The organism is Nonomuraea sp. NPDC047897 (assembly GCF_043204415.1).
GTDB lineage: Bacteria > Actinomycetota > Actinomycetes > Streptosporangiales > Streptosporangiaceae > Nonomuraea.
In genome coordinates this window covers 98,255-122,733 of sequence record NZ_JBIDCC010000004.1, presented here as the reverse complement: position 1 = coordinate 122,733, position 24,479 = coordinate 98,255, and the positions used below count along the sequence as shown (strand labels likewise).

Genomic DNA, 24,479 nt, shown 5'->3' with positions numbered 1-24,479 from the left:
CGGGGCCTCCCCGTCGCCGCGGACGGTGAGGCCCAGCCGCGAGGTGTCAGCCGCAGTGCTCGAAGGGGCTGGTGTAGGAGCTGCTGCCGATCGAGCCGCCCCACCTGACGCACTGCTTGGGCGCGGCACGCCGCACCGGCCCCGCGTAGTACTCGTAGCTGCCCGAGTCGGTCGCCCTGGTCGCCCCTTGCGGCTCCAGGAAGGCCGACGCCGACGACCGCGAGCCGACGTTCGCCGTCTTCAGCGTCACGACGCAGTTGTTGCCGTTACCGGCGTTGTAGAGCAGGTAGGTGCTGCCGCCGACGAGGCCGGCCGAGTCGATGACCTTGTAGCCGCTGCCGCAGACCTGTTCCGGGGTGTAGCGGTTCGCCGGAGTGTCGCGGTTTGGCGGGGGGGTGCTGGTGCCGCCGCAGGCGTTGCTGCTCCGGACGGCCTTCTTCTGGCCCAGGTACACGGTGACGCCGTCCACGGTGGGGCTGGTGTCCATCGCGCCGCCGGAGGTCCGCTGCTCGTAGTGCAGGTGCGGGGCGCTGGAGCCGCCGGTCGAGCCGACGGTGCCGATCGCGGTGCCCTGGCCGACGCTCATGGAGCCGCCGGCCGAGCGGGCCATGCTCGCCAGATGGGCGTAGCGGGTCCGGGAGCCGTCGCTGTGCCGGACCTCCACCCACTTGCCGTAGCTCCTGTTTCCCGCGTCGTGGAAGTACGCGGTGCCCGCGGCGGTGGCGCGCACGGTCTCACCGTTGATGCCGTCGCCGCCGTGGTTCTGCCAGTCGAGGGATCCCGACGGGTTGTGGCCGGGGCTCCAGTTGTTGGCGTAGAAGGTCTTCCCGCAGTTGAACGGGCTCTTGTGGGAGACGGCGAGAGCGCCGGCGGCCTGGGCCGGGGCGGCCGGGGAAAGCAGCGCCGCCGCGAGGGCGGGCAGGAGGGCAAGGGTCACGGGCCGGAGGGTCATCGGCCTGCTGGTGGTGGGCATGCTCACCTCTTCGGGCAAAAGGGGGGTACGGTCAGGCGCCCAATTTCTTGATGTCGTCGAGCCCGCGACGACAGAGGAAGATCGACGGCGTGATGATCAGGGTCCGGGGGAAGCGGGGCCGCTGTCAAGGGAACTCCGGACGATTCATCGCCTGTTCCGCCGTCGGACCCGTTGTGACCATGTATCCGAAGGATCCCCTCGCTGGCGATCTGGGCGCCCGCGACACCCCTCTAACTTGATCTACTCGCTTTCTTGTATTCATCGTGTTTACGGCGGTAGATTTGGCGCCATGACCTCACCCAGGACTCCGACCGTCGCCGAGGAGCTGCGCGGGGCAGGCCTGCGGGTGACGGCCGCCCGCGCCGCACTGCTCGAGACCGTCCGTGACGGTGACCACCTCGACGTCGAGGCGATCGCCTCGGGGGTGCGCGAACGCGTGGGCCACATCTCCGTCCAGGCCGTGTACGAGGCCCTCAACGCGCTCACCGCGGCCGGGCTCGTACGCCGCATCGAGCCGGCCGGCAGCCCGGCCCGGTTCGAAGGACGCGTCGGCGACAACCACCACCACGTCGTGTGCCGCTCGTGCGGTGTCGTCGCCGACGTGGACTGCGCGGTCGGCGAGGCGCCCTGCCTGACCGCGGCCCAAAGCCACGGCTTCTCGATCGACGAGGCCGAGGTCATCTACTGGGGTCTGTGCCCCGACTGTTCCACCGCCCGCAGTTCCTGAGCACCATGCTCTGCCCAGCCCAGGCCTAGTCCAGAAGGATCCCCATGTCTGAGAACCATGATGCGATCGTCACAGACGCCAAGACGGAGGACGGAGGTGGCTGTCCGGTCGCGCACGGGCGCGCCCCGCACCCGACGCAGGGCGGCGGAAACCGTCAGTGGTGGCCGGAGCGGCTGAACCTGAGGATCCTCGCCAAGAACCCCGCCGTCGCCAACCCGCTCGGCGAGGAGTTCGACTACGCCGAGGCGTTCAAGTCGCTCGACCTCGCGGCCGTGAAGCGCGACATCGCCGAGGTGCTGACGACCTCGCAGGACTGGTGGCCGGCCGACTTCGGCCACTACGGCCCGCTCATGGTCCGGATGGCCTGGCACAGCGCGGGCACCTACCGGATCAGCGACGGCCGCGGCGGCGCCGGGGCCGGTCAGCAGCGCTTCGCCCCCCTCAACAGCTGGCCGGACAACGGCAACCTCGACAAGGCCCGCCGCCTGCTGTGGCCGGTCAAGAAGAAGTACGGCCAGCAGATCTCGTGGGCCGACCTGCTGATCCTCACCGGCAACGTCGCCCTGGAGTCGATGGGCTTCAAGACCTTCGGCTTCGCCGGCGGCCGCGCGGACGTCTGGGAGGCCGACGAGGACGTCTACTGGGGTCCCGAGACCACCTGGCTCGGCGACGAGCGCTACACCGGCGACCGCGAGCTGGAGAACCCCCTCGGCGCGGTGCAGATGGGCCTCATCTACGTCAACCCGGAGGGCCCGAACGGCAACCCGGACCCGCTCGCCGCGGCCCGCGACATCCGTGAGACGTTCCGCCGGATGGCGATGAACGACGAGGAGACGGTCGCCCTGATCGCGGGCGGCCACACCTTCGGCAAGACCCACGGCGCCGGCCCGGCCGACCACGTCGGTCCCGACCCCGAGGCCGCCACGATCGAGGAGCAGGGACTCGGCTGGCGCAACAGCTTCGGCACCGGCAAGGGCGGCGACACGATCACCAGCGGCCTTGAGGGCATCTGGACGGACACGCCGACCACCTGGGACAACAGCTTCTTCGAGATCCTGTACGGCTACGAGTGGGAGCTGTTCAAGAGCCCCGCCGGCGCCCACCAGTGGCGGCCGAAGGACGGCGGCGGAGCCGGCACCGTCCCCGACGCGCACGACCCGGCGAAGAGGCACGCCCCGACGATGCTGACGACCGACCTCTCGCTCCGCGTGGACCCGATCTACGACCAGATCTCGCGGCGTTTCCTGGAGAACCCCGACGAGTTCGCCGACGCCTTCGCCCGAGCCTGGTTCAAGCTCACCCACCGCGACATGGGCCCGGTCGCCCGCTACCTCGGCCCCGAGGTCCCGTCCGAGACGCTGTTGTGGCAGGACCCCCTGCCCCCGGTGACGCACGAGCTCATCGACGCCGCGGACATCGCCGCGCTCAAGGCCCAGATCCTCGCCTCCGGCCTGTCGGTCCCCCAGCTCGTCTCCACCGCGTGGGCGTCGGCCTCGTCCTTCCGCGGCAGCGACAAGCGCGGCGGCGCCAACGGCGCGCGCATCCGGCTGGAGCCGCAGAACGGGTGGGAGGTCAACGACCCCGACCGGCTGGCGCTGGTGCTCGGCGTCCTGGAGGGCGTCCAGAAGAGCTTCAACGCCGCCCAGACCGGCGGCAAGCAGGTCTCGCTCGCCGACGTGATCGTGCTCGGCGGGTGCGCGGCCGTCGAGCAGGCCGCCAAGGAGGCCGGCTTCGACGTCCAGGTGCCCTTCACGCCGGGCCGTGTGGACGCCTCGCAGGAGCAGACCGACGTGGAGTCGTTCGCGGCGATGGAGCTGACCGCCGACGGCTTCCGCAACTACCTCGGCAAGGGCCACCGGCTGGCGGCCGAATACCTGCTCATCGACCGGGCCAACCTGCTCACCCTGAGCGCTCCGGAGATGACGGTCCTCGTGGGTGGCCTCCGCGTCCTCAACGCCAACCACCAGCAGTCGCCGCTCGGCGTCCTCACCACGACGCCCGGGGTCCTGACCAACGACTTCTTCGTCAACCTGCTCGACCTGGGCACGACGTGGAAGGCGACGTCCGAGGACGCGAACACGTTCGAGGGTCGCGACGCCGTCACCGGCGAGGTCAGGTGGACCGGCAGCCGCGCCGACCTCGTCTTCGGGTCGAACTCCGAGCTGCGCGCCCTCGCGGAGGTCTACGCCGGCGACGACGCGAAGGAGAAGTTCGTCCGCGACTTCGTCGCGGCGTGGGACAAGGTGATGAACCTGGACCGGTTCGACCTCGCCTGATCCCCGGCGTCCGGGCCGGCCGCACCGGCCGGCCTGGACGTGGCGGCGTGTCCCCGCCGTGCCCCGGACCCGGACGGGACGCCTCCGTCAGGCCACGGTGTGCGGTGCGGGGCGCGACCGGGCGGCCATCAGGTGGTCGATGAGCGCCAGCAGCACGTCGCGGGCCGCCGTCCGGTCGCGGGCGTCGCAGAGCACCAGCGGCACCTGCGGATCGAGGTCGAGCGCCCTGCGGATCTCCTCCTGTGTCCGGTCCTTGACGCCGTGGAAGCAGTTGACGCCGACGACGAACGGGATGCCGCGGCTCTCGAAGAAGTCGATCGACGCGAAGCTCACGTCCAGCCGCCGGGTGTCGACCAGGACGACCGCGCCCATCGCCCCGTTGACCAGGTCGTTCCACATGAACCAGAAGCGTTCCTGGCCGGGCGTGCCGAACAGGTAGAGCACGACCTCGCTGTTGATGGTGATGCGGCCGAAGTCCAGCGCGACGGTGGTGGTGGACTTGCTGCTCACCCCCTCCAGGTCGTCGACGCCGACGCTGGCGTGGGTCAGGTACTCCTCCGTACGCAGCGGAGGGACCTCGCTCACCGCGCCGACCAGAGTCGTCTTCCCCACGCCGAAACCACCGGCGATCAGGATCTTCACTGCCAGGGGAGCGGCGTCCCCGTGGTCAGAGCTTGCGTAAACCATCCCTCACCGCCTCAAGGATCGTGATGCCGGGAAAGCCGCCTGTCTGTGCGAACGCCACCGGCGGCCGGGCGCGCAACTGGCCGTTCTCGATCAGGTCGCCGATGAGGATCTTCGTCACCGACACCGGGAGGTTCAGCGCGGAGGCGACCTCGGCCACCGCCAGCGGCCGCCTGCACAGAGCGAGGATGGTGCGGTGCTCCGGCTGCAGCCTCCGGGAGCCCCGCCCGGCCTCCGGAGACACCGCGGAGATCGCCGTCAGCAGGGTGATCAGCGTCAGGTCGTCCCGCTCGGGCGTGGTCCGCCCGCCGGTGATCGTGTAGGGACGGACAAGGGGCTCGTCGGCGTCATCGTCGTCGAAGCCCTCCGTCCAGTGCTTCATCCGTGTCCCCCCGCGTCAGGGGCCTGCGGGGCACGCGTGTCGGTTCCGAGCTTCTGGCCGACCTGCTGGATCAGGGTGTGCATCGCGACGCTCATCAGCTCGGCGTCGACCTCCTGGGACGCGACCACGGCCAGATGGGTGCCGCGGCCCGCGGCCGTGACGAACAGCCACAGGTCGGCCATCTCGATGATGACCTGGTGGACCTGCCCGCCGCTGAAGAGCTGCCCGACCCCGCGAGCCAGGCTCTGCTGGCCGGTGGCGATCGCGGCGAGGCGTTCGGCGTCCGAGCGTTCGATGGTCCGGGACCGGCTGATCACCAGACCGTCGTCGGACAGCACGACGGCGTGCCGGGTGCCCGCAACCTGATCGACCAGGCCGTCCAGCAGCCAGTCCAGGTCCGTGTTGGTGGCGGTGGTTCGCTGCGTCATCATCGATCTTCCGTCTTAGGGGAGCCGGGCTCGGGGGATCCGTCCGGCCGGGGCTGCGTGGCGTCGTCGCCGGTCCGGCGTCTGCGGGACTGCCTCTGGAACGCGCCGATCGTGGCACTTGATCGGCTCGGCTGGTCACGTACGGCCCAGGTCTCCTGGTCGGTCTGGCCGCTCCTGTCCGCCGGAGCCTGGAGCTCGGTGACCAGGCTGGCCTGGCGCACCCGCTGGGGCAGCGGCGGGCGGGCGGAGGGCGGTGCCGTGTCGTCCTGGTCCGGCGGTCCGGCCGCCGCTGTCACGTACGCCATCGCGCGGCCCCTGGAGCGGGTCGGCAACTGCCCTTCCGGGGCCGCCGTCTCCTGCGGGTGGGGCTGCGGCCCGGCGGAGACCTGAGCGGGCTCCTCCGGCTGCGCGGCCGGGCCGGGCACCGCGCGGGGACGGTCCACCACCAGCGGTTCCGGCAGCAGCACGATGACCCGGGTGCCGCCGTATGCCGACGGCCGCAGCTCCACCTGGAGGCCCAGGCCGGCGGAGAGCCGAGCGACCACGTACAGACCGAGGCGCACGTCGTCGGCGTGGGTCATCACGTCGAGCTGCGGCGGCGACTGCATCAGGGCGTTGGCGGCGGTGTACTGCTCGGGCTCCATGCCGAGGCCGCGGTCCTCGATCTCCACGGCGATGCCCCGGCTGACCGGTGCGGCCCGCACCTCGACGGGGGTCAGCGGCTTGGAGAAGGTCGTGGCGTTCTCCATGAGCTCCGCCAGGACGTGGACGAGCGGTCCGACAGCGCGCTCGGCCACCCAGGTCTCGCCCTCGACGTCGATCGAGATCCGCCGGTAGTCCTGGACCTCGCCCTGCGCGGCGCGCAGGACGTCGAGCAGGTGTACCGGCTTGCGCCAGCGCCGCTGCGGCTGGCCGCCGCCGAGGATCACCAGGTTTTCCTCGTAGCGGCGCAGCCGGGCGGTGAGGTGGTCCAGGTCGAACAGGCCCTCCAGCACCTCGGGGTCCTCGTGCCTGCGTTCCAGCTCGTCCAGCTTCTTCAACTGCAGGCCGATGAGGATCTGGGTACGGCGGGCGATGCGCTGGAGCATGCGCTGGAAGCCACGGTGCTGTTCGGCCTGCCGTACGGCGGTGCGGACGGCGCTGCGGCTGGCCAGGTTGAGGGCCTGCCCCAGCTCGCCGAGCTCGTCGGGAGTGGGCTCGACCAGGTGGACTTCCGCGTCCGCGTCGATCTCCTCGCCGCGCTCCAGCCGGGCGACCACGTCGGGCAGCCGCTCCTGGAGCTGGAGCGCCTCCTGGCGCAGGTGGAGGATGCGCCGGCGAAGAATGGAGGTGAGGCGCCAGCTCGTGAAGATCACCAGGGCCAGGGCGAGCAGTCCCACGGTGGTGATGCTCATGAAGACCACGAAGAGCGTGTTGGCGTGGGCGTAGCCGATCCTGGAGACGTTCTCCAGGCGCAGGCCGAGGAGTTGCACGAGTTGCTCGGTGACCGTCTCCACGGAGCCGCGCCACGCCGTGCCGATCTCGCGGAGCGCCACCCGGTCGCTCTCGGTGCCGACGCCGTAGGCGACCAGCCGCTCCTCCAGAGCGGTCAAGGTCTCCCACGCCTTGCTGCTCGTCAGCGTCCGGTAGCGGCTCTCGTCGCCGGTGAGGCTGGGGATCACGCGGGACCGCAGGAGGTGCTTCCTGGTGCCGATGGCGTCGGTGACGAGGCCGTACTCGTCCCTCGTCAGGTAGCCCTTCTTCCAGCCGCGGGCCAGCACGGCGTCCTCGCGGCCGATCATGTCGACGACCCAGAAGAGGTCGACCAGCGTCTGCGCCTTGCTGCTCACCTCGACGTGATCGACCTGGCTGAGGGCGCCGAACACGCCGAGGTCCGACTCGATGACGCCGCTGTAGTAGTCGAACGCCTTCTGCTCGCCGGCCCACCCGGCGTCCACGGCCTGGCGCTGCTGGTCGAGGAGTCCGAGGTCGCGTACGGTCCGGGTGATGGCGTCGGTGAGCCCCTCCTGCGCGTCGGCGGGGTCCAGCGTCGCCAGCGGGCGGAAGGCGTTCACGGACCGGTCGGTCTCGGCGCGCTGCTTGGCGAGCTTGTCGCGCGCGGTGCCGCCGGGGTTGGCCTGCACCTCCGCGGTGAGTCGTCGCTCCCGGTCGAGGCTGAAGAACAGGTCGGCCGCGGGCTGGCCGACAACCGTGGTGGCCAGGTCCATCTGGGCCTGCTCCGCCCGCCACAGGCTCGAAAGCTGGAACATGCCCGAGGCCAGCAGCGGGGCGAAGGTGATGCTCGGCACGACCACCACGATGATCAGCACGGTGCGCAGGGGCAGGCGGCGGGCGCCGGCCAGTCGCCGCGGCCGGCCGTCGGTCGCCTCCGCCGGCCCGTTCTCGTCGCCCACGGTTTCGCTTCGTCGTCGCCCGACCCCGCCCCATCCAGCCACGTGACGGACACTCTCCTCAACGATCGGTGCACACCATGACGAAAATCACCAAAGTAGGCGATCGGTGCCCGATAGTAGCCATACGGCAGTTGAGTCGAAAGCCCCCGCTTCGTCGGCCCGTCAGGGGTTCCGCCACGCTTGCACGTCCGGCACGCATTCGCTGGTGACCAGTGAAGCACGACCCCAGCCTCCCGGGGCGGGCGGCACCTGGCGTTCGGCCGGCCGGCCCGGCGAGACCCGGCTCCGAGCGTACGGAAGGTAACCATCTCATCACCGATCACGGACTCGTGTTGTTCCTAGATCGCGGCGCAGGTTTCATAAGATCGCCAGCCATTTACCGCTCTTCTCCCCCAAAGGCGTCAGATGACAACAAACCTCCCCGCGTTCCCCGCCGTGGATGAGAACCTTCTCGACACCTGCCTCCGGTTGCGCGAGATCGCTCCCGTGGTCGAGGTGGAGTTCCCCGGCGGCGTGCCCGCCTACCTGGCACTGACCCACAAGGCCGTCCGCGAGATCCTCGCCGGGGACAACAAGACCTTCCTGCGGGACCCGAAGCACTGGCCCGCCCTGCACGACGGATCCATCCCCGAGGACTGGCCGCTCCGCGCCATCGTCCAGGGCGGTCACCTGTCGACCATGGACCGCGGCGACCACCGGCGGCTGCGCGGCCTGGTCGGCAGGGCGTTCACCCCCGCCCGCGCACAGGCCCTGGAGCCGCGCATCCAGCAGATCACCGACAGCCTGCTGGACGACGTGGTGGCCGCCGGTGACGGCGTCGACCTGGTCCCCACCTTCACCGAGGCGCTGCCGATGTGGGTGATCTGCGAACTGTTCGGCGTTCCGGCCGAGGACCGCCTCCGGCTGCGGAACTGGACCGCCACGCTGCTGGCCCACACCACCCCGCCGGAGGTGGCGTTCGCGGCGCAGAACGACCTCCAGGCCTTCCTGCACGAACTGGTGGAGCGCAAACAGCGCGAGCCGGGCGACGACCTCACCTCCGGCCTCGTCCAGGCCCGCGACGAGGATGACCGGCTCACCACCGACGAACTGGTCGGCGTGCTGTGGCTCATGCTCGTCGCCGGCCACGAGACCACCGTCCACCTGCTCGGGCACGCCGTCGTGGCCCTGGCTCGAAACCCTGACCAGCTCGCGTTGGCCAAGGCCGAGAACCGGTGGGCCGACGTGGTCGAGGAGACCCTGCGCCACCGCCACTCGGTGATGATGACCAGCTTCCGTTTCACCGCCGAGGACGTGACCATCGCCGGGGTGCACATCCCGAAGGGCCGGGCGGTGGGCGTGGTCTACCAGGCGAGCGGCGTCGACCCGGCGGAGTACGGCGCCGGCGCGAACGAGTTCGACATCACCCGCGAGCAGACCGCGAACCTCGGCTTCGGCCACGGCCCGCGCTACTGCATCGGGGCGCCGCTGGCCCGGCTGGAGAGCCGGCTGGCGCTCGCCTCGCTGTACCGGCGGCTGCCGGATCTCAGCCTCGCGATCGACCCCGACGACATCCCGTACTCCCCGTCGTTCTTCACGATCGGCCCGCTGTCCCTGCCGATCGACCTCGGCCTCGCCAAGCCCTGACGCGGCACGTCCGCCACCCGTCGAGACCAGCGCACGCGCGTCCGCTGAGCGCGCGCATCCACCCGACGAAGAGCCTCCTGGGCATCCCGCCTCAGGCGGCTCCTTCGTCGACGCCTCCGGTCGTGGCCGTTCCCGGCGAGTCCCACGGCACCACCTGAACACGGCGCTGGCGAGGCTCGTGACCGCGCCCGCGAGCACGTTCAGCACCCCGAGAACCATCTCCCCGTCCGGATCGTCACCTCATGTGGCGCCGGTCGCGCAGGATCTCCACGCCGTCACCGTCGAGTTCGTCGCAGTACACCGAGCGCCCGGTCGTCGCCATCACCAGCGCCAGCGTGGGCCCGGACACCAGCGGCCCCGAGCCGGTGGCGAACGGGCCGTCGTCGGCGACGAGCCGCAGGCCGGCGATCCGTCTCTTGGCGGCGACGACGAGGTCCGAGCCGCGGTAGTACTCCGCCACCCGAGTGAGGGTCTCGACCGGGTAGGCGTGACGGATGCCCAACGGCCGCCGGATGTCCTCGCCATGCACGATCGTCTCGCCCAGCATCGCCATGATCGGGAGAGGTGGTCTGGTGGTGCTCGTGATGACGCGGCGGAACCTGTCATGCGTCTCGGCCGCCGTCGCCCCCAACTGCTCGGCCAGCCGCACGGCGACCTGCTTGTCGAAGTCGAACCGGCAACGGATCACACCCGCCAGCCACCGCACACCGTTCAGGCTCGCCGACGCGGTGAGGTGCGCCAGCACCTCGCGCACGGTCAACCCGTCGCACAGCGACGGCGTCGCCCACTGCTCGTCGGTGAGGTTCGCCAGGTCGGCCGCCAGGGCCGCTCGCTCAGCGTGCACCAGCGGCCAGAGGCCGCCCGCGCGACTGCCTCTTCCCTTCGGTTCCGGGTACGTCACAGGAGTCCTCGCATCGGATCGGTAAGGACGGTCGTAGGGAAGACTCTCGCCACGGCACGAAATCGTCGCTCATGGCGATGTTCGCGCAGCTCGCCGACGCCGGCACCGCACACGCCCCCACGCGGAGGGGACGGCCCGTTACCTTCTGGCGCCCGCGCCCGTCATACAGGCGACGGCCGCCTGTCCCACGGCAGCCGGACCGACAACGAGTTGGAGAGACCAGATGCTGACAAACCTCATGTATGTGACGGTCTACGTCACCGACCAGGATCGCGCGCTGAAGTTCTACACCGAAGGGCTCGGCCTGGAGAAGGAGGCTGACTATCCGGGGCCTGACGGACGGTTCCTCACCGTGACCGTTCCCGGCAGTCCAGTCAAGATCATTCTTTGGTCGCATGCGCCGGCCGCGGGACAACCGGTCGAGCCAGGCACCGCGCCCGGTCCGCTCATCCTTGAGTCGGACGACCTGAGGAAGGACTTCGAGGTGTTTCGCCGGCGAGGCGTGACATTCGAGGAGCCGGAACCGGTGGACTACCCGTTCGGTGTCCGCATCGAGGCGGTGGATCCGGACGGCAACCGGATCTCGCTGCGCCAGCAGCGCCGAAACCGCGCGGCCGACTGACCGGCGGGGACAACACGGCGATCCGAGCCCATCATGGGCGGCCACGAGCGGGCAGATGCGAGGAAGCGCGAACATGACTGACAGCAGCCGCACCGACCTGGTGGCCGAGGCGTTCGAGTCGCAGCGGGGCCGGCTGAGCGCGGTCGCCTACCGCGTGCTCGGATCGCACGCCGACGCCGAGGACGTGGTCCAGGAGGCCTGGATGCGGCTCGCCCGCCAGGACGCGACGACCATCGACAACCTGGCAGGCTGGCTGACCACGGTGGTCGGCCGAATCAGCCTGGACGTCCTGCGCACCCGCCAGACCCGCCCCGAGGCCCCCTACGACGGTGAGTTGCCCGAGTTGGTGGTGACGGTCGACGACGGCGCTGAACCAGCCGAGTACGTGGCGATGGCCGAATCGGTAGACCTCGCGCTGCTGGCCGTCCTCGATTCGCTCGGACCGAGCGAGCGACTGGCGTTCGTGCTGCACGACCTGTTCGCGGTGCCGTTCGCCGAGATCGGCCAGATCCTCGGCAGGTCCGCCGACGCCACCAAGATGATCGCCAGCCGCGCTCGCAGGAAGGTGCGGGCGACCGAGCGACCGGCGACCGTCGGGCGGGAACAACGACAGGCCATCCAAGCCTTCCGCGCGGCCGCGACCCGCGGCGATTTCGAGGCGCTGCTGCGCGTGCTCGACCCGGACGTGAAGCTGACGGTCGACACCCCGGACGGGGTGGTCGTCACCCTCGGCGCCACCGCCGTCGCCGCCGGTGCGCGGATGTTCTCCGGCGCAGTCGCGCGACATCGCGCGGTGCTCGTCAACGGCCTTCCCGGGTACGTGTCGTGGCGCGAGGACGGAACCCCGCTGTCGATCATCTCGTTCACGGTCGCCGACGGCCGGATCGCCGCCATCGCGATCGTGGCCGACCCCGTCAGGCTCGCCTCGATGCGCCTGCCGGACCCTGCTTTAGTCACCACGTCGCGGGCGGAATGACTGTGACAACCCCCGCGCCGCCGAGATCGTGTGCCCGGCAGGCGGAGTACTGACCTTGGCGAGTCGTGATCAGTACGCTGATCGTCATGGGCACCGGAGAGGCATCTTTACGGTTGGCGGACGTGACATCGGCGTTGGAAACGGCTCTCACCGCCTTGCGGGCCGCGGGGTTCGACCCGGAGTACCGCGTGGGTGGCACAGGCGCCGCCCTGCTCCAAGGTGTTCGGCTTCCTGTCGGAGATGTCGATCTCCTGGTGTCCCGGCGGGAGGACGTGGACGCGTTCGCAGCCGCCCTTTCGTCCTTTCCCTGCCTGTACGCGGCCTCCTGGCTCCCCGCAAGTTCGCAGTATTTCGCCAGGTACGAGGTGAACGGGGTCCATCTGGAAATCAGCACGGTCGAGCAGGAGACCGACTCCGACGAGATGGAGTGCATCGGCCGTGGCCCGTGGCGGCACCACGTCATGATCACGTGTGGCTCGCATCGCGTTCCCGTGGTCCGCCTGGAGCTGCGGTTGGCCACAGAGCTCCTGCGCGATCGGCCAGATCGATACGAACCTCTCCTCGACCACCTGGCGGCACGGGGATTCGATGCCGATCTGCTGCGTAGAGCCATGACCGCTCGTGGTCTCTCGACCGAACGACAACGCCTCGTCAACAACCGCCTGACCCACTCCTCTCCCCGCCCCCGGCAGCCGCCACCGCGCGGATCGCGGTGATCGACCCGCTCCGCCACGTCGTCAAGGGCCTGCGACCCGCCTCAGATGGCCGCCCGTACTGCCCGACACCATCAGAACCGGTCCACGGACTGCGGTGACGATCACGCGATCACGCCGCAAGCCGCCGACAGCACGACGATCACGCGCGCGACCTCAGCCGCTGCCACCATGAGGGCTTGACGGTACGGGCCGTGGTTCCGTGCGGCGTCTGACCCGTGACGGCGTACTCGTAGAACGCCGCAAGGTCGTGCCCGGGCCCGTCATGCATGCACTTGGCGACCTTGTTGTGCGGGTAGCCGCGAAGACCCTCGGCGCTCTCGACGGCGGCGGCGTTCTGGTCCGTGCAGTACACCCACGTCCAGTCGCTGTTGCGGACGATCATCTCGCCCAGGTACGCCCCAGCTCCCATGATCACACTGTGGACCGCCTCGGGGGACGGCCGCGAAGCGGTGACCTCCGAGCAGTAGTTGTCAAGGTGATGGATGAACGCCGGATCCCAGTCGAAGGAGTGGCCCTCCTCGCGCGTGTGCTCGACGAAGAGTTCGGCCAGGGAGCGCATGTACTCAGCCGTCTCAGCGTCGCTTGGGCGCGGGTCCTGCCGTGCTTTGCGGCGCAGCATCCATCTAATCCTCTGTCCCGCTCTGGATCGGCATCGCAGCTTCCCACGTCATGCGCGGCAGCGAAAGATCTTCACAACGCATCGCCGGCACGCCGAGGTTCCTGACCACCCGGCCCGCCACGATCGCCCTCAGCCCTCGACGATGGCCACGGGAGTCGTCACGGCGAATCACCCTTGATTACCGGAAATCCAGGTATATCCTGCCCCGCACCTAGGTGAGTGCGACATGGAGGCCTGGCATGGGCGAGTTCGATGGGATAGACGTGAATTTCGCGGCACCTATGGGCGCCGCCGAAGACTCGGCAGCCCTGCGGGCAGGATTCAAGCTGGCCGCCGACGACCTGTCCGTCGCCAAGCTGCCCCCAGTGGGGATGGGGGTGGTCGGTGAGCTGTTCCGCTGGAAATATAATGAGGTGGTCGAATCGGACTTCGATAACGCCTTGCGTGGCCTGCACGCGGCCCACAGGATGGGTGTCACGTTCTACAACAACGGTGTCATCTATATGGACGTCGAGAAGCTCACCGACGCCCGGATAACCAACCTCAAGCGCGGTGTCGGCGAACTATTCGAAACGAACCCGTCCGCCACATACCAACCCGCTGAGCCTTCATGGATCAAGTCGAACCGCCATGAGGGCCATTTCGAGGGAAGAAACCCCTTTCGCACCATGGCCACATCCGCCGCAACCCTCACCCTGATGGACCTGAACAAGATCAAAGGACCGGTGTCACAACTGGCCAGATCGAGCGCAGGAATATACACCTTGGGCACACTCGCCTCGAGGATGACCATGCAAGGCCTCATGATCATGGCACTGGCCGGTCTCTTCGTCGTCCCCTCCGACGAGCCGATCGACAAGGCGCTCTACGCCTACGACGACGCTCGCTCGAAGGTCAAGGGTCTCAGGGATGCCGCGTCGGCGATTCCCGGCCGATTCGAGAGGTGGAAAGGGGCGGCCAGCAGGGCGGCCGGAGATCGTCTGGAGGACTTCAACGTGGCCCTCAAGAGGTTTGAGGCATATCTGATCATGCGCGCCGACACTTTCCGCGTCACGGTCAAGGCGCTGGACACGGCGTATGCCGTGATGCTCGGCCTGGTGGGCGCCCAGGTGCTGCGAATCTTGGCCCTCACCGCTCTCTCGACATACAACCCGACGCTCATTGCGGCGAAGGAGGCGTCCGCCGCGCAACTCGCCGCGTCGCTCGCCGATTTCACTAAGCGGGTGAAGGGGGTGTTCTTGTCCGCAGGGATCGCCATGGGTGCGGCAGGTTCGCTGGGCCTCATGGGAGAGTTCGACACGGAAGTCATCCGTTACGGGGAGCAGCAGCCGCTGCCGGGCCGATAGACACGACGACGCCCCCCGGAGGCGAGTGTCGGCCGCGTAGGACATCCACGCCTGTCCAGGTTCGCCTTCCCCAGGATTCCTGTCACATATCTCGTCGCCCATGCCGTCGCTCACCCGTAGGGTGGAGCCATGGCAGGGCGGCTGGTGGTCGTCATCGGTTTCGACGGCATCGAGCTCGTCGACGTCGCGTGTGTGACGACCGGTTTCGACTACGCCAACCGGCAGGGTGCCGACCCGACGTACCGGGTCGTGTTCGCGACTCCGATGGGCCGGCCCGTACGCTGCGACTCCGGTCTTGAGCTGCCCGGGCAGGGCCGGATCGACACGATGGACGGTCCGATCGACACCCTGATCGTGTCGGGTGGCCAGGGGCACGAGATCGCCGCCGCCAACCGCCGGTTCGTCAGCCAGGTCGTGCGGCTCGCCCGGCTGTCGCGGCGGGTCGCGTCCGTGTGCACCGGGGCGACCGTGCTGGCCGCCGCCGGGTTGCTCGACAACCGCCGGGCCACCACGCACTGGTACGAGGCCGGACGGCTCGCCACCCGTTTCCCGCAGGTGCGGGTCGATCCCGCGCCGATCTTCGTCCGGGACGGCACGGTCGCGACATCAGGCGGGGTCACGGCCTCTCTGGATCTCACGCTGTCGTTCATCGAGGAGGACCACGGGGCCGAGCTCGCCCGTCGGGTGGCCATGGGCATGGTCACCTACCTCAAACGTCCCGGGAACCAGGCGCAGGTGAGCCTGTTCAACCAGATTCCGCACGCCGACCAGGTCCTGGTCCGGCGGGTCATCGACCACGTGGTCAGCCACTTGGACGAGGATCTCGGCGTCACCCGCCTGGCCGCGCTCGCCGGGGTGAGCGAGCGGCATCTGAGCAGGCTGTTCGTCGAGTGTGTCGGCCGGACCCCTTCGCGGCTGGTCCGCGACGCGCGCCTCGAAGCGGCCGCCCAGCTCCTCACCGGGACCCGCGAGCCGGTCGCCGCCATCGCCCGGCGGTGCGGGTTCGCCTCCGCCGAGTCCTTACGGCAGGCGTTCGTGGCCTGGGCCGGGGTCTCGCCGTCACGGTTCCGTGGGCGATCATGACGTTCGCGTTCGTTGTCGCGGACGTCCGGTCGCCTCGTGGTCGCGGTGAACGACACGGAGCGCCGGCCCGGGAGCACCCGGGCCGGCGCCGTCTCCCGCCCGGTGTCAGCCGCCGGCGCTGAAGGACTTCGCGCCGTTACCGAAGACGGTCATGTCCACCCAGGGGTGGGACTCCTGAATGCAACTGAGGTACGGGACAAGGCAGAAGACGCCCTGGGTCCGCTTGCGCCACTGGGTCGATCCCCGGCCGCCGTTGGTCGCCAGCGACTCGTGGTTCTTGAACGTCCAGCCCACCATGTAGACCTCGGGCCACCTGTGGTAGAAGTGCGCACTGGTGATCCGGACGCCGTCGCGGCAGTAGTCCATCCGCTGGAAATACTTCCAGAGCCATTGGCCGGCGCGGTTCTTGCCTCCGCGGTAACCGGTCCAGATCCAGCAGGAACTCGCCATGATCTCGGCCCGTTCCTCCGCGGAGACCATGACGTCGTTCTGGGCGAGCTTCGCGAGATACTCCTCGCTGGAGATGGCGTCCAGCGGTTCCTCGCCGTTCTCCGTGGTGGCCAGTTCGGTGTCCGGATCCGCCGGGGACGACGAGACCCTCAGGGACATCGTGCTCGACGCTCCCGCTGCGGGCGCGAGCGTCAGGCAGGCGAGCGCCGCCGCCAGCAGCACGACAAAAGCATGTCGCACGAGCGGAATACGCCTTCGCAGGCTTCTCATGGCTGTCCTTTTCCGCGATCGCGAAGAATCGCATATCGGCCTGAGCGAATGAACCTTTCACTAGTAGTACGGCCCTGGGCGAGAAGCTCGACAGAATTCATTTCCGATTTCCGGCCGCGCGGCCGACGGCCCGCCGCACGGGGGCCGTCGCACGGCGATAGCGCATCTCGACGGCGGCGGCCGATTCACCGCGCGCGACACCGATCTGCGCCCAGGTGGCGCCCTCCATCCGCAGGCGCAGCAGGCGGTGGATCTCGGGGTCGAGCAGCGCGATCAGGGTTGCCGCACGCCGGGCCTCGTCCCAGTCGGCCACGGCGTCCTCGAAGCCGCTGGGGCGCGGCATCAGCGCCGCGTGGCGGCGTAACACCTGCTCGCGGGTCGTTCGGCGGTGGTGGTCGACCACGAGTCGCGCCGTGACGGTGGCCAGGAAGGGCCACGCCCGCTCCTCCTCCAGGCCGGCGAAGGTGGCGGTGCGCAGGAGCGCGTCCTGGACGACGTCCTCCGCGTCCGCACCCGCCCCCATGCGCGCGGCCAGGGCCAGCAGTCGCGGCCGATGCGCCATCAGGACATGCCAGCGTCGTTCTGTGACATTCATGCCACGGCCCTCTCCGTTTTCGTCCAGGCGATGGAGGCCGAACAAAGTCGCATGCCTCGGCCGCCTCGTTGGATGAGTTCATTCGTGACGGGCGGACCGGGCACCACCAGGAGCGCCGCCGGACATTTCGGAGCCGTCCCGGGAATGGCCGGACAATCGATACCGGTCCGCTTCATCGCACGCGCCGAGTGGTCACCCCTCCGGCCACCGGCTCGCACACCGGACACGCACCGGCGCCCTCGCCGTCGGCCTCCGAGTGGACCAGCGGGCCACCGTCACCTCCCCGACCCGCGGCCCGAGCACACGCCGGCCGTTCCCTCCTCCGTTCAGGACACCGGGCTGCTCCAGATCGGCCTGCACCGCGTTGAGCGCGTCCGCTCTCGGTTCTGATCAGGATCGAAGCAGTTGGAGGCCATCGTCGGAATGAGCCCGGGCGCGCCCTGTCCGGATCCATGGGGTTCCCGTCCGGTTGCCAGGGCACAGGAAGTCGATTTCAGCGACCGAAGAGGCAAGCTCCTTACGTCGGCACGTTCGTACAAGTGCTGCCGTGATCCGCCGGAGCATCCTGGGGACGGACGACGCGTTCCGACGAGAGGAGCACGATGCTCAACCTGTCGATCGTTCTGGAAGACAGCGCCCGCAACGCGCCGGACCGGACCGCCCTGGTCCTCGGTGACCTGCGCCTGTCGTACGCCGTGGTGGACTCCGTCGCCAACCAAGTGGCCAACCTGCTGGTAGCGCGGGGGCTCGGCAGGGGCGACAAGGTGGCGCTGCTCTGCCCGAACCTGCCCTACTTCCCGTTCGTCTACTTCGGCATTCTCAAGGCCGGGGCGACCGTGGTCCCGCTCAGCGTGCTGCTGCCGCCGCGCGAGATCATCTATCACCTGACCGACAGCGACGCCAAGGCACTCTTCTGCTTCGAGGGCACCGATGAGCTGCCCATGGGGGCGCGTGGGCGGGAGGGTTTCGACGGCACGCAGGGCTGTGAGCACTTCTTCGTCCTGCCCGCCACGCCGCTGGCCACCGAGTCGGAGTACGGCGAGTCGTTCTGGGCAGCGCTGGACGGGATGCCCGGGGAATTCGAGACGATACAAACCGGGCCGGAGGACATCGCGGCCATCCTCTACACCTCCGGCACCACCGGCCGGCCCAAGGGCGCCGAGCTCACTCACGCGAACCTCCTGATCAACGCCATGGTCAGCGACCAGATGTTCCCCGCCGATCCCGAGGGTGACGTCACGCTCGCCGTACTGCCTCTCTTCCACTCCTTCGGCCAGACCTCGGTCATGAACGTGAGCCTGCGCCGCCGCGCCACCCTGGTGCTCCTGCCGCGCTTCGAGCCCGGCCAAGCGCTGGAACTCATGCGCAGGGAGAAGGTGACCATGTTCGCCGGGGTGCCCACCATGTACTGGGCGATGCTGTCGAAGATTCACGCGGACGAGGCCGAGGTGCCCCCGACGCTGCAGGTGGCGGTGTCGGGGGCGGCCGCCTGCCCGGTCGGGGTGCTCAAGGACTTCGAGGCCACGTTCGGCACCGCGATCCTGGAGGGTTACGGCCTGTCGGAGACGTCGCCCGCGGCCTGCTTCAACCAGCTCAGCCGACCCACCAAGCCCGGCACCATCGGCTTCCCCCTCTGGGGGGTGGAGATGCGGCTGGTGGACAGCGACTGGAACACCATCCAGGGCGAGGGGCCTGGCGAGATCGCCATCCGCGGTCACAACGTCATGAAGGGCTACCACGGGCGGCCCGAGGAAACCGCAGAGGTCCTGCGAGACGGGTGGTTCCGCACCGGCGACATCGCCACCCGCGACCAGGACGGCTACTACGCCATCGTCGACCGCACCAAGGACATGATCATCCGGGGTGGGTTCAACGTCTACCCGCGCGAGGTGGAGGAGGTGCTGATGACGCATCCGGCGGTCTCGCTGGCGGCGGTGGTCGGCGTGCCGCACGGCTCGTACGGGGAGGAGGTCAAGGCGTACGTCGTCCCGTCGACCGGCGCGACGGCGAGTGAGACCGAGCTCGTCGCCTGGTGCCGGGAGAACATGGCGGCCTACAAGTACCCGCGGACCATCGAGTTCCGTGAGAGCCTGCCGATGACCGCGACCGGCAAGATCCTCAAGCGTGAGCTGCGCTAGGGACGCGCCGGAATCAGGGTAACCAGTCGATCGCGGCGGCGAGCTCGGAGGGCGCGTTGCCGAAGGTGCGCCGGAAGGCCCGGGTGAAGTGCGGGCCGTCGGTGAACCCCGCCGTGTGCGCGGCCGCCGTCAACGTCTCCCCGGCGGCCACCCGGTCGATGGCCCGCCGCAGGCGCAGCCACCCCACGTACGGCCGTAGCGGGATCCCCACGTGCGCGCTGAACACGTGCGCGAGCCGGCTCGGCGACAGGTGGACCGCGTCCGCGACCGCCCGCAGCCTTACGGGTCCTCCTGCCAGGAGCGCGGGAATGACGGAGATCGCCGCCTCCACCGCCGGGTGCGGCGGGACGCCGCTGGTGCCGCCGGGGCCGACGAGGCCGCTCCACGCCTCGACGGCACGCAGCGCGCTCGCAGCCTCGGCCGAGCGCGCGTGACCGACCGGCGGCTCGGTGAACATGAGCGGCCGCGTTCCCACGCGGCTCGCCGGCTGCGAGCTCCCGGCGGCGATCGGCAGAGGGCCCTGACCGGTCCGCGCGGCGGACGGCGACCAGGACGAAGCCCCCGGCCCGGTGCCGGAGCGCGCGAGCAGGGACCGGCCCGGCAGACTGCGCGGATCCAGGTGGGCGAGCAGGGCGTCGCGAGCGCCGGTCAGCACCGTGTGACCGGTGTCGGGCGGGATGACGGCGATGCTCGTGGTCAGCCGCCCGCCGTGGGCGTCAGCCATGGTGAAGGGCTCGGTGGCGACGATGAGCTGGACCGCGTGATGCGCATGCAGGTCGTTGCCGCCGACCGCGCCGCCGTACAACATGAGACCGGGCCGAAGGAGACACCAGCCGCGCCAGGTGTGCGACATCACTCCACCCTTCTTCCCAAGGGTCAGTAGGCTGCGCCCGGCCACCGCCGTACCGCTCGATCTTCCCCTACAAGACGGCTGGCCGGCTACGGGAAGAAATCCCGGGGTCACTCGCGGTACGACTCGATACGCGAGCCCCTGAACTCGAAATGTCGTTTACACGGCTTCCTCATCTTGCCGGCGCGTAGCCGGTAGGTGCCGCCGGGGAAGCTGGCGGTGAGCTCAAGCCGTCCGCCAATGGCCTCCACATAACGGGCCACCACGTCCACTGACGAGACTTCGCCACGCTCGATCTGCGAGACAAGCGCCTTGGTCACACCCATCAGGACGGCAACCTCGCCCTGCGTCAGAGCGACGCTCTTGCGGCGCTGGGCAAGCTGCCAGGCATCGAGGAAATCGTCAATCACGCGCCGGGTCTCCGCAGGGACTCTCCCCCTCCGGCCTGCTCAACGTGCTTGGCGCGGTTCCACTTCTTGAACCGTCAAGCCGTGGTCCGTCGACGAGGCACGGACCTTCCTGGAGTCGGCGCGCGCAACCGCGAAGACCCGATGTACCCGGCCTACGTCCTGGTCCTCGTCCTCGGCCTCCGCCTCGGCGAAGCACTCGGGCTGCGCTGGGAGGACGTCGACCTCGACCAGGCCGAGATGACGATCGGCTGGCAACTCCAGCGGGTCGCCGGCAAGCTGCTACACCGCCGCACCAGGACCGACGCCTCCGACGCCACGCTCCCCTTCCCCGAGATCGTCACGACAGCGCTCCGTACCCGTCAACGGGCACGCGACGCCGCCCGCGAAGCAGCGGGCCAGAACTGGCACGAGACCGGCCTCGTCTTCACCACCGCCAGCGGCCGACCGGTGGAGCCGTCGAACCTCCGGCGCAGCTTCGCGAACGCCTGCGGCAAGGCCGAAGTTCGCAAGGTCCACGTCCACGCGACCCGCAAGACCTGCGCGTCCTTGCTCGTCGCCCTCGACGTCCACCCGCGCGTGGCCATGCAGATCCTCCGCCACTCACAGATCTCCGTGACCATGAACGTGTACAGCGAAGTCTCGACTGTCAACGACACGCGCCAAGCGCTGAAGAAGCTCGGTGATCAGTTGGAGTCTTAGCAGTGTCCAGCACAGACGAAGGTTAAGCAGGCCATTCCCTCGATCACAGGGCATGGCCTTCAACGTGTGAGGAGGACTGAAGGCTTCCCCTGCCACCGCCACACGAGGACGGCTGACGTGCCAATGCTGCTTGTGACTCGTAGCCGGTCCAGCGAAAAAGAAGGACGAGCACGCCGACAAAGGCCGTGGCCACACCAGAGAAAAGGGCAAAGAGCGCCATGCCGAACTCGCCGTCTGGATCACCAACCCCGGAAGGTCGTCCGTCGAGCCAGTTCATCGTGGCCCAAGCCTGCGTTGCGACCATCACGCCGAACGCGGTCGTGATCGCACCCAGGACATAGCCAGGTGTGCGCGTCCACGATCGCGTGGCGGACAGCACGATGCCGACCAGCAACCCAAGCAGAACGGTTACGACCTGCCCAACAACCAGCGCCATCAGGGCTGCGAGCCGTGCGTGCTCGAAGGTGTCGCCACGCTGAATCCAGAAGAAGGGCAGCGCTGCGACTCCGCTGAGAAGGCCTAGCGCCAGCAACCTGAGTAGTGCCACGTACATCATGATCGTGGTTTTGTTTGGCCTTGCGCGACCCCGGCTGAACGCGTAGCTGTACTTCGCTGCTGTACGAGAGCGAAAAGGCCACTTCCCGATCATGGGAAGTGGCCTTTGACCTGCGGTGGAGCCTAGCGGATTCGAACCGCTGACATCCTGCTTGCAAAGCAGGCGCTCTGCCAGCTGAGCTAAGGCCCCTTCGATCGAAGATAGCTTACCCGGCCGGAGCGGTTGTGTGGTGCGGGGCCACGTCGTCGCTGAGGATCAGGCTGGGGAGGTCGGCGATCGAGTCGAGGATGTGGGTGGCGCCGCCTTTGAGGAGGCGTTCGCGGCTGTGGACGCCGGTCAGAACGCCGGCCACGATGGAGGCGCCGGAGCGGCGGCCGCAGAGCATGTCGCTCTCCGAGTCGCCGATGACGGCCACCTGGTGGACGTCCTCGATGCCGAGGCGGAGGACGGCGTGCAGGACCATGTCGGGCCAGGGGCGGCCGCGGCCGCCCGCGTCTTCGGGGGAGATGGCCAGGTCGATCTTGTCGTCCCAGCCGAGGACGCTCAGGACGCGGCTCAGGGTGGTGCGGCTGAAGCCGGTGATGAGGGCGAGCCGGATGCCGGAGCCGCGAAGTTTGTCGAGGACTTCGATGACTCCGGGCATGGCGACGAGACCTGCTCGTTCGAGGGCGCCTTCGTAGGAGCGTTCGAACGTGAGGTTCGCCGCTTGGGCCTGGACCTCGTTGTCGGGGAAGATCCCCCGGAAGACATCGATCTTGGGACAGCCCCGGGACCGGTGCACGTGAACCATCGCACGCGCGTACGCTCCGGTCCCGGGGACTATGCCCTGCGTGGCGATCGCCTCAGCGAACGCGCGCTCGACCATGGCGATGTCACCGACTGTTGTGCCGGCCAGGTCCAGGCACGCCAGCTTGATGGGGACGACGTCACTCATCGCCTCGCCAGGCGGTCAGTTGTCGCTGCCGGTGGCCTCGGTCCAGAGATCGAGCTCGGCGCGATCAGCCTGCACCTTGCGCCAGATCAGCAGCCCCCCGAGGGCGACCAGCGCCAGAACAAGCAGCTTCTTCACGGTGTGACCCCACTTCTCGACGGTCTCACCTGCCGGGGTGAGACCCAACGGTTGACATGCAGCCTAGCAAGGTATGGCTGCGGTCCTTGTGTTGCGCACGAGCCAGATGTACGGAATGTGCAAAGCATGGCCAGGCAGCCGCAGGTGAGAGGTGGTGTGCCCGTCGCCTTCAGGACTTCCATCGGGTCGGGGCGGGCGGGCCCTGCGGCCGGCTTTATACCCTAGGTGGGTACGGTGTAGCCTGGTGTTCTTGGCGTGAGCTGGAAGGAGAGCTTCATGAGCACCGCAACCTACACCGTCAAAGGCATGACCTGCGGCCATTGCGTGAGTTCCGTCAAGGAGGAGGTCTCGGAGGTGGCCGGCGTGACCTCCGTCGAGGTGGATCTGTCCACGGGGCTGCTCACCGTGGCGAGCGACGGGCCGGTCCAGGAGGCCGACGTCGTGGCGGCGGTCGAGGAGGCCGGGTACGAGGTGGTCAGGTAGGGCGGGCCCGACGGACCGCGGGCGCCATGGCGGCTCCGGCCACCAGGAACACCACCCCGACCACCAGCCAGCCGGCCGCGCCCCACCCGATGATCACCGTGGTGAGCGACGCCGGGCCCAGGGCGCGGGCCACGGCGGCTCCGCTGCCGAAGAACCCCTGGTACTGCCCCTGCCGGCCCTCCGACGCCAGGCCGAAGGAGATCTCCCAGGACCCGGCGGCCAGCAGCATCTCGGCCAGCACCTGCGGCACGACGGCGGCCACGATGACCGCGCCGGCGAGCCAGGCGGGCAGGCCGGCCCCCGACACGGCGAACGCCGCGCAGGCCAGCAGCATGAGGGCGCCCGCGCGCCGTACCGACCGGGCGGCGTCCGGCAGGCCGCGTACCCGCCTGGCGACGCGCACCTGGAACAGCAGCACCCCAGCCGTGTTCACCACGAACAGCGCGGAGACCAGCCAGGCCGGCGCCGGCGTGCGCAGCGTGATCCAGAGTGGCACCACCACGCTGAGCAGCGGCAGGTAGCCGAGCAGCACCGTGTTGATCAGCGTGACCAGCACGTACGACCGGTCCCGCAGCACGGCGAGGCGGGGCCCCGTGGCGGCCGGCGCGGAGGTCACGGCCGGCAGCCGGAGCAGGACGAGCCCGGCGAGGAGGAAGCCCGCCACGTCCACGGCGAACACCGCCAGGTACGCCTCCCGGGTGCCGGCGTGCAGCGCCAGCCCGCCCAGGCCGGCGCCCGCGGCGAGGCCGCCGTTCAGTGTGGCCTGCAGCGCGGCCCGTACCCGGGTCCGGCGGGCGGGTTCGACGAGGGCGGCGAGCAGGGCCTGCCGGGCGGCCGACAGGCCGGTCTGCGCGGCGCCGTAGAGGCAGGCCACCACCAGGAACAGGCCGAACGACCGGACGAACACGAACGACCCGACCGCCGTGGCCGTGGCGACGGCGAGCAGCACGGCGACGCCGCGCGGTCCGCGCCGGTCGGCGAGGTGGCCCAGCGGCACGCCGGCGAGCGCCCCCACGGCCCAGCCGAGCGTCAGTCCGAGGCCGATCTGCGTGGGCGGCAGCCCGATCACGTGGTTGAAGTAGAGGGCCGAGGTGACGAGGTAGCCGCCGTCGCCGACGGAGTTCGCGAGCTGGGCGAGGGTGAGGGTCCGTTCCACGCCCGCCGGGACCGCGGGCGGCGCGGTGGCGCCGCTGGGCGCGCCGGACAC

General features: G+C 69.5%; 26 protein-coding genes and 1 tRNA gene. 11 read left to right on the top strand and 16 right to left on the bottom strand.

The features are described from left to right. Positions 1-46 precede the first annotated feature (46 nt). A complete protein-coding gene (locus ACGF0J_RS10465; protein ID WP_393144146.1) occupies positions 47-937 on the bottom strand; it encodes a M23 family metallopeptidase in 891 nt (296 codons plus the stop codon). Between the two features lie 325 nt (positions 938-1,262). Here ACGF0J_RS10465 and ACGF0J_RS10460 point away from each other — a divergent pair, with 325 nt between their 5' ends. Together ACGF0J_RS10460 and katG are read left to right on the top strand one after the other, a co-directional pair. Further along, the gene (locus ACGF0J_RS10460; protein ID WP_393144144.1) at positions 1,263-1,700 is read left to right on the top strand and encodes a Fur family transcriptional regulator; all 438 of its coding nucleotides are present in this window, start codon (positions 1,263-1,265) and stop codon (positions 1,698-1,700) included. A 44-nt stretch (positions 1,701-1,744) separates the two neighbouring features. Beyond that, the gene (gene katG, locus ACGF0J_RS10455; protein ID WP_393144142.1) at positions 1,745-3,976 is read left to right on the top strand and encodes a catalase/peroxidase HPI; all 2,232 of its coding nucleotides are present in this window, start codon (positions 1,745-1,747) and stop codon (positions 3,974-3,976) included. An 87-nt stretch (positions 3,977-4,063) separates the two neighbouring features. Here katG and ACGF0J_RS10450 read toward each other — a convergent pair whose 3' ends face one another. From ACGF0J_RS10450 to ACGF0J_RS10435, 4 genes are read right to left on the bottom strand one after another with little or no spacing between them, the layout of a single operon-like run. Next, on the bottom strand, positions 4,064-4,663 hold the full coding sequence (locus ACGF0J_RS10450; RefSeq protein WP_393144140.1) for an ATP/GTP-binding protein: 600 nt from the start codon (positions 4,661-4,663) through the stop codon (positions 4,064-4,066). Beyond that, on the bottom strand, positions 4,644-5,042 hold the full coding sequence (locus ACGF0J_RS10445) for a DUF742 domain-containing protein (protein ID WP_393144138.1): 399 nt from the start codon (positions 5,040-5,042) through the stop codon (positions 4,644-4,646). Before ACGF0J_RS10445 ends, ACGF0J_RS10450 begins: the two co-directional genes overlap by 20 nt. After that, positions 5,039-5,470, bottom strand: a complete 432-nt coding sequence (locus ACGF0J_RS10440) for a roadblock/LC7 domain-containing protein (RefSeq protein WP_393144969.1) — start codon at positions 5,468-5,470, stop codon at positions 5,039-5,041. The genes ACGF0J_RS10445 and ACGF0J_RS10440 overlap by 4 nt, the downstream gene beginning before the upstream one ends. Then, positions 5,470-7,863: a nitrate- and nitrite sensing domain-containing protein gene (locus ACGF0J_RS10435; RefSeq protein ID WP_393144136.1), complete on the bottom strand. Its 2,394-nt coding sequence runs from the start codon at positions 7,861-7,863 to the stop codon at positions 5,470-5,472. The genes ACGF0J_RS10440 and ACGF0J_RS10435 overlap by 1 nt, the downstream gene beginning before the upstream one ends. 405 nt (positions 7,864-8,268) lie before the next feature. Here ACGF0J_RS10435 and ACGF0J_RS10430 point away from each other — a divergent pair, with 405 nt between their 5' ends. Continuing rightward, entirely contained in the window at positions 8,269-9,489 is a 1,221-nt protein-coding gene (locus ACGF0J_RS10430) for a cytochrome P450 (RefSeq protein ID WP_393144134.1), read from the top strand. Positions 9,490-9,724: 235 nt separating this feature from the next. Here the strand turns inward: ACGF0J_RS10430 and ACGF0J_RS10425 are convergent, their stop codons facing one another. Further along, entirely contained in the window at positions 9,725-10,333 is a 609-nt protein-coding gene (locus ACGF0J_RS10425) for a maleylpyruvate isomerase family mycothiol-dependent enzyme (protein ID WP_393144132.1), read from the bottom strand. Between the two features lie 280 nt (positions 10,334-10,613). On the opposite strand from ACGF0J_RS10425, the gene ACGF0J_RS10420 reads away from it, so the two are divergent. The 3 genes from ACGF0J_RS10420 (at position 10,614) to ACGF0J_RS10410 (ending at position 12,704) form a co-directional block, all read left to right on the top strand. Next, positions 10,614-11,012: a VOC family protein gene (locus ACGF0J_RS10420; RefSeq protein WP_393144130.1), complete on the top strand. Its 399-nt coding sequence runs from the start codon at positions 10,614-10,616 to the stop codon at positions 11,010-11,012. A gap of 73 nt (positions 11,013-11,085) precedes the next feature. Next, entirely contained in the window at positions 11,086-11,988 is a 903-nt protein-coding gene (locus ACGF0J_RS10415; protein ID WP_393144128.1) for a sigma-70 family RNA polymerase sigma factor, read from the top strand. Between the two features lie 65 nt (positions 11,989-12,053). Further along, complete coding sequence (locus ACGF0J_RS10410) at positions 12,054-12,704, top strand: hypothetical protein (protein WP_393144126.1); 651 nt, start codon at positions 12,054-12,056, stop codon at positions 12,702-12,704. Between the two features lie 139 nt (positions 12,705-12,843). Here the strand turns inward: ACGF0J_RS10410 and ACGF0J_RS10405 are convergent, their stop codons facing one another. Beyond that, positions 12,844-13,323: a hypothetical protein gene (locus ACGF0J_RS10405; RefSeq protein WP_393144124.1), complete on the bottom strand. Its 480-nt coding sequence runs from the start codon at positions 13,321-13,323 to the stop codon at positions 12,844-12,846. 239 nt (positions 13,324-13,562) lie between these two features. Here ACGF0J_RS10405 and ACGF0J_RS10400 point away from each other — a divergent pair, with 239 nt between their 5' ends. Together ACGF0J_RS10400 and ACGF0J_RS10395 are read left to right on the top strand one after the other, a co-directional pair. Next, positions 13,563-14,669: a hypothetical protein gene (locus tag ACGF0J_RS10400; RefSeq protein ID WP_393144122.1), complete on the top strand. Its 1,107-nt coding sequence runs from the start codon at positions 13,563-13,565 to the stop codon at positions 14,667-14,669. Positions 14,670-14,798: 129 nt separating this feature from the next. After that, entirely contained in the window at positions 14,799-15,752 is a 954-nt protein-coding gene (locus ACGF0J_RS10395) for a GlxA family transcriptional regulator (RefSeq protein WP_393144120.1), read from the top strand. A 105-nt stretch (positions 15,753-15,857) separates the two neighbouring features. Here the strand turns inward: ACGF0J_RS10395 and ACGF0J_RS10390 are convergent, their stop codons facing one another. Beyond that, entirely contained in the window at positions 15,858-16,442 is a 585-nt protein-coding gene (locus ACGF0J_RS10390; protein WP_393144118.1) for a hypothetical protein, read from the bottom strand. A 127-nt stretch (positions 16,443-16,569) separates the two neighbouring features. Then, positions 16,570-17,034: an RNA polymerase sigma factor gene (locus ACGF0J_RS10385; RefSeq protein ID WP_393144116.1), complete on the bottom strand. Its 465-nt coding sequence runs from the start codon at positions 17,032-17,034 to the stop codon at positions 16,570-16,572. A gap of 635 nt (positions 17,035-17,669) precedes the next feature. On the opposite strand from ACGF0J_RS10385, the gene ACGF0J_RS10380 reads away from it, so the two are divergent. Then, a complete protein-coding gene (locus ACGF0J_RS10380) occupies positions 17,670-19,205 on the top strand; it encodes a long-chain fatty acid--CoA ligase (protein ID WP_393144114.1) in 1,536 nt (511 codons plus the stop codon). A 13-nt stretch (positions 19,206-19,218) separates the two neighbouring features. On the opposite strand, the gene ACGF0J_RS10375 is transcribed toward ACGF0J_RS10380, so the two are convergent. Both ACGF0J_RS10375 and ACGF0J_RS10370 read right to left on the bottom strand, forming a co-directional pair. Beyond that, a complete protein-coding gene (locus ACGF0J_RS10375) occupies positions 19,219-20,058 on the bottom strand; it encodes a helix-turn-helix transcriptional regulator (RefSeq protein ID WP_393144112.1) in 840 nt (279 codons plus the stop codon). A 107-nt stretch (positions 20,059-20,165) separates the two neighbouring features. Further along, entirely contained in the window at positions 20,166-20,465 is a 300-nt protein-coding gene (locus tag ACGF0J_RS10370) for a helix-turn-helix domain-containing protein (protein WP_393144110.1), read from the bottom strand. Between the two features lie 81 nt (positions 20,466-20,546). Between ACGF0J_RS10370 and ACGF0J_RS10365 the strand changes: the two genes are divergently transcribed. Beyond that, positions 20,547-21,164, top strand: a complete 618-nt coding sequence (locus ACGF0J_RS10365; RefSeq protein ID WP_393144108.1) for a site-specific integrase — start codon at positions 20,547-20,549, stop codon at positions 21,162-21,164. Between the two features lie 43 nt (positions 21,165-21,207). Here the strand turns inward: ACGF0J_RS10365 and ACGF0J_RS10360 are convergent, their stop codons facing one another. The 4 genes from ACGF0J_RS10360 to ACGF0J_RS10345 all read right to left on the bottom strand — a co-directional run bounded on the left by ACGF0J_RS10360 (position 21,208) and on the right by ACGF0J_RS10345 (position 22,789). Further along, positions 21,208-21,720 carry a hypothetical protein gene (locus tag ACGF0J_RS10360; protein WP_393144106.1) on the bottom strand — a complete coding sequence of 171 codons (513 nt, stop codon included), beginning with the start codon at positions 21,718-21,720 and terminating at the stop codon, positions 21,208-21,210. A 116-nt stretch (positions 21,721-21,836) separates the two neighbouring features. Next, positions 21,837-21,909, bottom strand: a tRNA-Ala gene (locus ACGF0J_RS10355). A 16-nt stretch (positions 21,910-21,925) separates the two neighbouring features. Continuing rightward, complete coding sequence (locus ACGF0J_RS10350) at positions 21,926-22,654, bottom strand: HAD-IA family hydrolase (RefSeq protein WP_393144104.1); 729 nt, start codon at positions 22,652-22,654, stop codon at positions 21,926-21,928. A gap of 15 nt (positions 22,655-22,669) precedes the next feature. Beyond that, positions 22,670-22,789, bottom strand: coding sequence for a DLW-39 family protein (locus ACGF0J_RS10345; protein WP_240197081.1), 120 nt, complete (start codon positions 22,787-22,789; stop codon positions 22,670-22,672). A 276-nt stretch (positions 22,790-23,065) separates the two neighbouring features. Here ACGF0J_RS10345 and ACGF0J_RS10340 point away from each other — a divergent pair, with 276 nt between their 5' ends. Then, positions 23,066-23,272, top strand: a complete 207-nt coding sequence (locus ACGF0J_RS10340; protein ID WP_393144102.1) for a heavy-metal-associated domain-containing protein — start codon at positions 23,066-23,068, stop codon at positions 23,270-23,272. Here ACGF0J_RS10340 and ACGF0J_RS10335 read toward each other — a convergent pair. Further along, positions 23,265-24,479, bottom strand: coding sequence for an MFS transporter (locus ACGF0J_RS10335; protein ID WP_393144100.1), 1,215 nt, complete (start codon positions 24,477-24,479; stop codon positions 23,265-23,267). The genes ACGF0J_RS10340 and ACGF0J_RS10335 overlap by 8 nt on opposite strands.